At 38.8% G+C, this 237-nt stretch carries 1 protein-coding gene; it reads left to right on the top strand.

Going from position 1 to position 237, the window contains the following annotated elements; translation table 11 throughout:
* Positions 1 to 183: hypothetical protein (locus tag AAEZ03_RS28850; protein ID WP_502947997.1), on the top strand; the 183-nt coding region annotated here is incomplete at its 5' end.
* Positions 184 to 237: the final 54 nt, after the last annotated feature.

Below are 237 nucleotides of genomic sequence, written 5' to 3'. Positions count from 1 at the left end.
GTGCTGAGGTTAAAAGCCATTGTTATTACCCGCGATGGGGTGTTGAGCGTGAATATGGTGGATAATCAGTTAAAGCTCGATGAACTTGATGATGCGCTAGATACACGGGTTGAAATTATTAGTGATATGCCACTCGATGATAAGCTTTTGCAACAACAATTGCTGGGGTGTTTATTGGTTTAGTTTTTGCTATAACTTCGTTTTTGTAATGATTTTAGTTGCAGGTAAGCGTTTAGT

This window comes from Pseudomonas sp. HY2-MNA-CIBAN-0224 (assembly GCF_040310285.1).
In the GTDB taxonomy this organism is placed as follows: domain Bacteria; phylum Pseudomonadota; class Gammaproteobacteria; order Pseudomonadales; family Pseudomonadaceae; genus Aquipseudomonas; species Aquipseudomonas helleri.
Note: the sequence above shows the minus strand (reverse complement) of the source record. Positions and strands in the feature narration are given on the sequence as shown.